Source organism: Nocardia sp. CDC160 (assembly GCF_035818795.1).
Classification (GTDB): Bacteria; Actinomycetota; Actinomycetes; order Mycobacteriales; family Mycobacteriaceae; genus Nocardia.
This window is the reverse complement of sequence record NZ_JAYKYT010000014.1, coordinates 1-7788: the sequence shown is the minus strand read 5'-3', so window position 1 is coordinate 7788 and position 7788 is coordinate 1. Positions and strand designations below refer to the sequence as shown.

The 7788-nt window shown below is 62.0% G+C and carries 6 protein-coding genes and 1 pseudogene; 3 read left to right on the top strand and 4 right to left on the bottom strand.

The window, feature by feature from the left end; all coding sequences use genetic code 11:
* Positions 1-148: 148 nt before the first annotated feature.
* From VMT40_RS39280 to VMT40_RS39265, 4 genes are all read right to left on the bottom strand, one after another.
* Positions 149-1063, bottom strand: a complete 915-nt coding sequence (locus tag VMT40_RS39280) for an IS5 family transposase (RefSeq protein WP_326364768.1) — start codon at positions 1061-1063, stop codon at positions 149-151.
* A gap of 122 nt (positions 1064-1185) precedes the next feature.
* Positions 1186-1719 carry a hypothetical protein gene (locus tag VMT40_RS39275; RefSeq protein WP_326364767.1) on the bottom strand — a complete coding sequence of 178 codons (534 nt, stop codon included), beginning with the start codon at positions 1717-1719 and terminating at the stop codon, positions 1186-1188.
* A gap of 120 nt (positions 1720-1839) precedes the next feature.
* Positions 1840-2766, bottom strand: coding sequence for a radical SAM protein (locus tag VMT40_RS39270; protein ID WP_326364766.1), 927 nt, complete (start codon positions 2764-2766; stop codon positions 1840-1842).
* Between the two features lie 656 nt (positions 2767-3422).
* Positions 3423-4868: a hypothetical protein gene (locus tag VMT40_RS39265; RefSeq protein WP_326364765.1), complete on the bottom strand. Its 1446-nt coding sequence runs from the start codon at positions 4866-4868 to the stop codon at positions 3423-3425.
* Positions 4869-5357: 489 nt separating this feature from the next.
* On the opposite strand from VMT40_RS39265, the pseudogene VMT40_RS39495 reads away from it, so the two are divergent.
* The 3 genes and pseudogenes from VMT40_RS39495 to VMT40_RS39255 all read left to right on the top strand — a co-directional run.
* Positions 5358-5735 (top strand): annotated as a pseudogene (locus VMT40_RS39495) (helix-turn-helix domain-containing protein); the annotation flags it as partial.
* A gap of 24 nt (positions 5736-5759) precedes the next feature.
* Complete coding sequence (locus VMT40_RS39260; protein WP_326364764.1) at positions 5760-6404, top strand: hypothetical protein; 645 nt, start codon at positions 5760-5762, stop codon at positions 6402-6404.
* Positions 6405-6762: 358 nt separating this feature from the next.
* Positions 6763-7272, top strand: coding sequence for a hypothetical protein (locus VMT40_RS39255; protein WP_326364763.1), 510 nt, complete (start codon positions 6763-6765; stop codon positions 7270-7272).
* Positions 7273-7788: the final 516 nt, after the last annotated feature.

Sequence of the window (7788 nt, the reverse complement as noted above, 5' to 3'; positions counted from 1 at the left end):
CCGCCTCCACACCGACCAAGCCCCCGCACCGACGATATGCCGCCGACCACGACAACAACAGCGCCCCACAGATTTCGGCAGCTCAGAACACTGGGACCGTTATGCGATCAGTTGGATAACACGCACTTAGTACCTGTGAACAAACTGCTCATTTCCGTGGTTGGGTGCGGGCGAGGCGGCGTGACATGAGCATGACCATCGACCAGGTGACCCAGGCTTCGTGATGTTCGGGAAGGCGTTCGTAGTCGCGAATGCATCTGCGGCGCAGGCAGATCCAGGCCAGAGAGCGTTCGACGAGCCAGCGGCGGGGTAGCACGACGAAGCTGGTCACTGGTTCGCGACGACGGACGATTTCGACTGTGAGGGCGAGTTTCTCGCGTGCCCATCCGACGAGGTGGCCGTTGTAGGCGCCGTCGGCCCAGACCAGCATGATCGCGGTGAACAACTCGCGCAGCCGGGCCAGGGCGATGCGGGCGCCGTCGCGGTCTTGGACGTTGGCGGCGGTGACGTGGCAGACCAGCAGCAGTCCGAGCGTGTCGACGATGATGTGGCGTTTGCGGCCGTTCATCTTCTTCGCCGCGTCCCAGCCGCGGGTGGCGGCGCCGACGGTTTCGGCGGCGCGCACGGTTTGGGAATCGATGATCGCCGCGCTCGGGTCGAAGTCGCGGCCGGCGGCGAGGCGCAGCCTGTCGCGCAGGTCGTTGTGGACCGCGGTGATTTCACCGCCGGACCACCAGCGCGAGAACAGGCCGTAAACGGTGCGCCAGGGCGGGAAATCGGTGGGCAGATTGCGCCATTTGGCGCCGTTGTCGGCTAGGTAGAAGAGGGCGTCGATGACGCTGCGGCGGCAGTATTCCTCGGGGCGCCCGCCGGCGCCGTCGAGCCAGACCGGCCACGGCAGCAAGGGTGCCAGCACCGCCCACTGGGCGTCGGTGGTGTCGGAGCTGTAGTGACGGGTCCGCCTCGGATGGGTGATGCCGTGCCCGAAGCGACACGCCGCGCAGGAACACTCGGTTTCCGGCGGCGGGGTGCCAACGCAGGGGTTTGCAGAGTAGAACGACATGGTGGAACCTGGTGGGGTGCATGGTTTGTGGTAATTCCTGTTGCTACCACCAGGTCCCGCCTCCCAAGAGCCGTCATCGGTCCGTCAGCGACGAAACCGCTGCATGAGCACGCCGTGGACCGTCAATCACCCACAACACCAGCATCATTGGTGATCGTGAACACCCCAGAGGGCTCCTGGTCGAGCCAGCCCCGCGCCACCAGACGCTTCAACTTCGAGCGCAATCCCTCGACTTTCGACCGGTCGGTGGTGGCGATGCCCACTTCGGCGGCGACCTGCCCGGCCCGCAACCCGTGACCGGCCTCGGCGAACACCGCAAGAATGTCGCAGTAGTCCTCCGGCAGTACTGCCGCCGCGTCCATCCCGGGCTGCCGCTGCGGCACCAACATCAGCCCGATCGGTGAACGGGAGCCCGAGACCAGTTGCGGCTGTTCGGTATTCGTGCTCGCGGTCGACTCGGAAACATCGGGATCAATCGGCTCATCGGCCTCGGTGAGGATCTCGGCCATCGTCTCCCGAGTGATCGTCAGCCGCGACAGCAGTCGCTCGGCCACGGCCAACTCGTCGGTCAACTCCGCGATCTGCTCCCGCAGCCGCTGCACCTGCTCAGCGGCCGCCGTTTCGCGCCGCGTGAGCTCCTCGCGCCACGACACCATCGCGCCTCCGCACCGGCCAGGTTCCCCCTTTCCGACCATAAGCCGCGAGCCCACCCCAGCGACAGTGCCGCAAGGATTCACCCAGCTCAAACCGCCGCGACCGCTATGCGATCAGTTTGTTCACAGGCACTTAGCCAAAGACGCTGCACCAAGTTCGATGTGTGTTCCGGCCTGTACTTCGGAGGAAGGAAGCTTTCTGCGGCTCGTCGCCCCTACCCGAGGGGTATAAGAGCGAATTCGAACGCCTGTATCAGCGGCCATGTAATGCTGTGCAGCACCGACGATCTGGACCATGACGATATCCCCCACCAGATATATCCTCTCACGACCCGGTGGGAAGTACACGGTTCTGCCGTCACGCGTTCGCCCCCGTATCCAAGCGGGTCCCAATTCGGGATTGCCCACCTGACCAGTTACCAGCACTTCGACCGTGGAACCCAGGAGCGCTTGATTGCCTTCGAGCGAGATCCGCGCCTGCACAGCGATAAGTCGAGCAACTCGTTCCCGCGAGATAGAGCCGGGCACAGCGTGAACCGGCACATTCGATAATCTCGATCGGATGGCGACGCGGTGCGTATAGGTGGTGGCGAACCGCACCGCACGCACCAAACTCAACGTCTGTTCGAAGTCCTCGTCTGTTTCACCGGGGTATCCGATGACGACATCAGCTGTTAGAGAGGCATACGGCATGACCGTTCGCACCGTATCAACGCAACGCAGTAGGTCGGCCCGCCGGTACGGGCGTTGCATCTCGGCAAGCATGCGATCCGATCCCGACCGCAACGACAAATGAACCTGCGGACAGACATTCGGTGTCTTCGACATGGTCTCGACGACCTCGTCGGTGAAGTCGGCCGGATTCGAGGATACAATGCGGACCCGCTCCAAACCGTCGATCCTTCGACAAGCCCGCATCAATTCGAGGAGTGGATTGCAATCCGAAGACCTACAGTCAGCGGTGTCGGAGGAGGAACCCGGCCCGTGGCCACGTCCCAGTAATGTCACTTCCGATACGCCACGGTCGACCAGGGCGCAGATATCGGACATGACGTCCTCGACGCGACGCCTCATGACAGCGTGATGTCGCGACGGGAAGCCGCGGACAGCCCGAGTATTGCATTCTGTCCACACCGAAACCCTTCCGGCGCATGAGGATGTTCTCCGGACCGACACTGTCGATACCGTCGGCACGTCGATGGCGTCCAACAAATCCGCGTGGTAATCGGAACTATTCAGGTTCTCCAAACGAGTGCGAGTATGGACTACGCGGATACTTGACATCACCATGGCAGACTCCTGATTCCGTCCGCCTGCAACGTGGATTTCCGCCCACGTCGCAGAGGTTCGTAGCCTCTGACATTGGGTAGATCGCGTCGAGTACCCCAGGGTACGGTATGGCCATCGCGAACAAATCCGCCAAAATACCGAGAACGACGACCAGCCTTGTGCCATAAGCCTTCCCGGCATTGGGGATACCCATCGGCGTTTGGGCCGATCACTGCGGCTACAGTGCTGACCACGACGGGTGAGTTTGCGACACAGTCAGTCAGTCGCAGTCCATTCAGCGATCCCGGCTGGGAGGTCCGACAACTAGTATGACCTACACGTATAGCCCGAATCAGGTAGTTACAACCTCACGGAACCGATTCGTTCGACATCACCTCTGCCACATTGTTTTCGAACAGGCCACCTTCCGTCACGCATCAAACTGGAAGCCGCCTTCGCTGACGATAGCGTTGAGCAAAGCCTGAGGTGTATGACGCCGGCCTGACCGATGACGTCGATTGCTCGATAACGCCGTCATCGGCGATATAGAAGGTCGCCCGCCCCAATGCGTGCTCCCCGCTCGGCACCGGCACATAGACCACCCACCCACAGCTGATACGATCCGCGCGCAGCTGATCCAGCGGATACCCCGTAGTGTCGTAGCCATGGTCCACGACATATTCGTGAACGCGGGAGATGGCGTCGTCCGCGAGGATCGGATCCACAGTGGGTGCGTGGAGGCCGGCAAGCTCAAATTGATACAGTGCGCTGTCGATGTCTCCAGAGTCCAGACCTCCAATGACCTCTGCAACCGCCTCACGAGTCACCTCGCCCGTTTCCGCCAAACGCACCAAAGCCACTGCGGCGTCCAACACTCCCCCATCGTCGTGGCTGCCGATCACGCTGGTGACGATTCCCGCCGTGGCGCCTACTGTCCATACCCCAGGAATCGCTTCTGCGCATTGCTCCGCGGTGGGCGACTCCCCTCTGTACCAACGCCCCGCATCCCACCAATAACAGAACGACTGCAACCCTACACGGGCACGCGGATTCAGAACGGGGTCTGCAATCCAATCCGGAGCGCCAGCGTAATACTCGGGAAACGCTACCCCGTCATTATAGGCCGCATCCAATGCTGGTGCGTTCCACACGCCACCGGACAACACAGCCCGCCCGCCCGGCAAGGCATACAAAGTCGATCCGCTGTGGCGTGAGTTCTCGAACCACGCGAACGCAGGCAAAAGGCGAGGACCCCGATCCGACTGCACCGCGGAATAGACCGCGGCGATTACGGCCCACCTTGCCCACATCACAGGAAAATCGGGGAGTTCATTCTCAACCAACTCTGGCCATCGCTGTGCAACACGATCGGCGCGCGCCTGTGCCGCAGCCTGACCGGGCGACCGTGACTGCCTGTCGCCATGACCGATGTAAGCGGCCAACCAGACAGGCAACCGTGTGCGCGGGAACTCCCGCAGGTCATCACGATATGCCTCGGGCGACGGAAGCTCCGCAGGAGGTTGCTCACCGAAGTCGTAGATGATCTCGTAGTGGCCTTGCTCGTCTAGACGCAACCGCAACCCCCACCAAGGTTCTCGATGCCGCTGCGGCGACAATCTGCGTAATCGGCGAACAACGGCGCGCATCGTCTCTGACGCATCAACCTGTAGTGGGCGCTCCCCGACCAGATACACGCACCTACCCACGCAGTGCTCGACCGTGACGGTGAAAACGACCTCCACAGAATGCCAGCCAGACGGACCCACCACGCCAGCCTCTCGAACCAGCTCGGCCTCGAGCTCGGCAATCTCGTCATCATCGTGTTCTCCAGCCTGCGGCGTCGGTGTGGGAAACGAATCTGACCGCCCCAGTGTGAAACTCACATCGGGATCCGTGATGATGTCCTCATTCGCCGCAGAGCCAGTCTGACCGTGTTCGCCGCTCACAAAACGTCCCGCAGACCTCGTCGGCCGGCAACGACAGCATCAGCCGATGCGATCCGATCAAGTAACAAATCATCACACATACAGCGGTTCCTTCCTTGTGCCAGGACATACAACGGATGCGGTCTGACCCTGTCGTGACCCGATCGGCTGGTACGAAACCAGCGCTTCGGCTTCGCCGAAACCCCTGCGATTTGGCCGTGATGTCGTGTCGGCCACTCGCACTCCAACAGTGCATCCATCCCTCCGCGATGGTCGCATCATTGCGTTCGCATAACATCCGCCACATATCCGATATCCGGGCACCAACCCCCGCGGATGGGAACGACATCGTGACCGACAACAGCACGTTCGCGCCAATATGGACCCCATGATGTGGTTGCATGGGATCTGGCTGAACCGAGGGCTATGCGCAGGTGATCCGGCTTGATGGAACTTACCGCCCAACAAGTGAGGGAGCTTCACGACCTCATAAGGTGCCCAGACGTTCCCACGATCGTCGGCAAACGCGCCCAGATGATGCTGTGGCATGCCCAGAAACGATCGAAATCCGAGATCGCCGCCTTGGCAGGCGTGTCGTGGATGACGGTCGACAGGTGTCTGTCGCGATACCGTGCCGAGGGAGTCACAGGTTTGCTCGACCGTCGGCAGAGCGCGACTCACAGCGAGGTTCCCGCGCGGATCCGGAACAGAATTTTGACCGCGACGCACAGCCAGCCACCAGATGGACTGTCTCGGTGGTCTTGTCGGGAGATGGCGAGGTATATCGCCCGGACTGAGGGTTTTGCTGTCTCGCACAGCTATGTGGCTACCTTGTGGCGAAGATGCGGAGTGAGCGCCCGCTCACGCAGTGCGACCGAATATGTCGCACGAAGGGGCGACATCGTCGGCATCTACTTGTCTCCGCCCGGAGGGGCGATAGTCTTGTGTTCCAGCGAAGTACAGCAATCCGAGGCCGTCGTGCCACAAATGCCGCTGGTCCCGATCCTCATCGCCCCAGCGCACGGCATTCTCGGCCGCGGCCGACCCGGCCGTGCAAGCAGTGGCTTTCTTGATTTTCTGCGCACAGCAGTGGAACCACACGCGGGCAAGGAAATTCATGTCGTAGTCGACAATCTGTCGACCCGAACCACACCCGATGCACGGGACTGGCTTGCTGCGAACCGGCAGATCCGCGTTCGTTTCGCCCTCGCCGGCTCTACGCAGTTGAGCGAGATCCGAGAATGGCTGTCGGTCGCGGCCGAACAGTCGATCCAACGCGGCAATGGCGAGTTGGTCCGGTCGATGTCCGACCAGTTTCTCACCTACATCGAGCATCCGGATGCCCACCGAGGCCCTTTCACCTGGGCCGCCACGTCCGATGAATTCCTCGCGGCCGCCATGCTCATTCAGTCTGACGTACGCAGGGTCATCCGGCGCAACGTCACCGCTGCACCCCAGGACCTCAACAATGGATTGGACAACGCACCGACGTGAACCTCTGAAGCCGGCGCCAGTGATCTCTTGAGAGGCGACTCCCACACCCGAGAGACGCGCCACGCACCTCGATATTCGGCGTGCGCGGGTTGCGCAGGCCCCGTCACCAACGACGAAGCACCCCCTGCCCCAGGCTGATACGGCCACGCCATGTCGGCAGGTCGCACGATCACTGCGTCCGCATGAACCAAGCGAGAGGCATCGGCGACACGCGGCGCGCTGGACAAGCGGCCCTCGCTGGCGGACGCACTTTCTCGCCAGTGGGAACCCAGCCACTCCGCAACTGGTATTGATGAAATCGATTTCCATCTCACATGTTTGGGCGGCAAGTCATGCCACCTAGTAGAGGAGCCGTAACGTGAACCTCGCTCGCGCACTCGTCGCAATCGCCCTGACCGTCTCCGGATTCGAGGTTGCATCCGGATACGCCACGGCTGAGTCGGTCGACCCGCGCACCGCACCACCCTCGACACCCGACGCTTCGTTGATCGATCGATCGCCGGCGGCGCCAGAGCTGATCGACGACACCCACGATCCGCAAACAGATTTCAACAATGCGATCGGTGTCGCCGCTAATCAGGTTGGCTTGGCTGCGACCGCTGGGAGCATCGCCGGAACAGTCATCGGCGCCGCCATCGGCTGCCCGATCGGAGCATTGACGGCCGGGTTCACGGCACTGCCCACCGGCCCAATCGCGGTTCCCGCAGCGGCCTTGGGTTGCGTAGCGGGCGCAGGTATCGGAGTAGGACTCGGTGCCGCCATCGGCACTGCCGTCGTCGCCGGGCCGGTCGGAATAGCCAGCGCCGTCCAGGCCTACAACACCCTGCATGCCGCCGGCGACATCGCTGCCCCCGTTCAACCCGATTGACACTCATTTGCCTCGAGGCGAATCCTTCCCCGGCACAACTCGTACCCCTCCGTAGGCGCCAGCACGATCTCTGCAGAGAATCTCGCTTCCCGAATGAAGGCGTGGCCGTGCGCAGCACGGGTGTCGACGGTGCGAACTCGCCGATAATCGATTCGACCACTGAGATTCAGCCCAACCACAAACCGAGCCAATGTATCTCGCAAACGACAGCGATCTGTCCGAGGTCGACAGTTCGGTACACCCGACAACTGTGTGATGGACGTTCCCACGGGCGGTGAGTACATCTCGATCAACTGGCGACGGGACCTCTAATCTGAGCGGATGGCTGAGCCCACGCCGTGGCAGGTGGATCCGCGAACTTCTCAGCAACCGGGCAAATCGGCTGCCGGCTGACTGGAGCCCTTTGAGCAGGTCCAGCGGTTGTGAGAGTTCTGATGCACCAGAATGGGTGCAGGAGGACGAGATCACGACATGGCGCGACGACGACACACCCCCGAGCAGATCATCCGCAAGCTC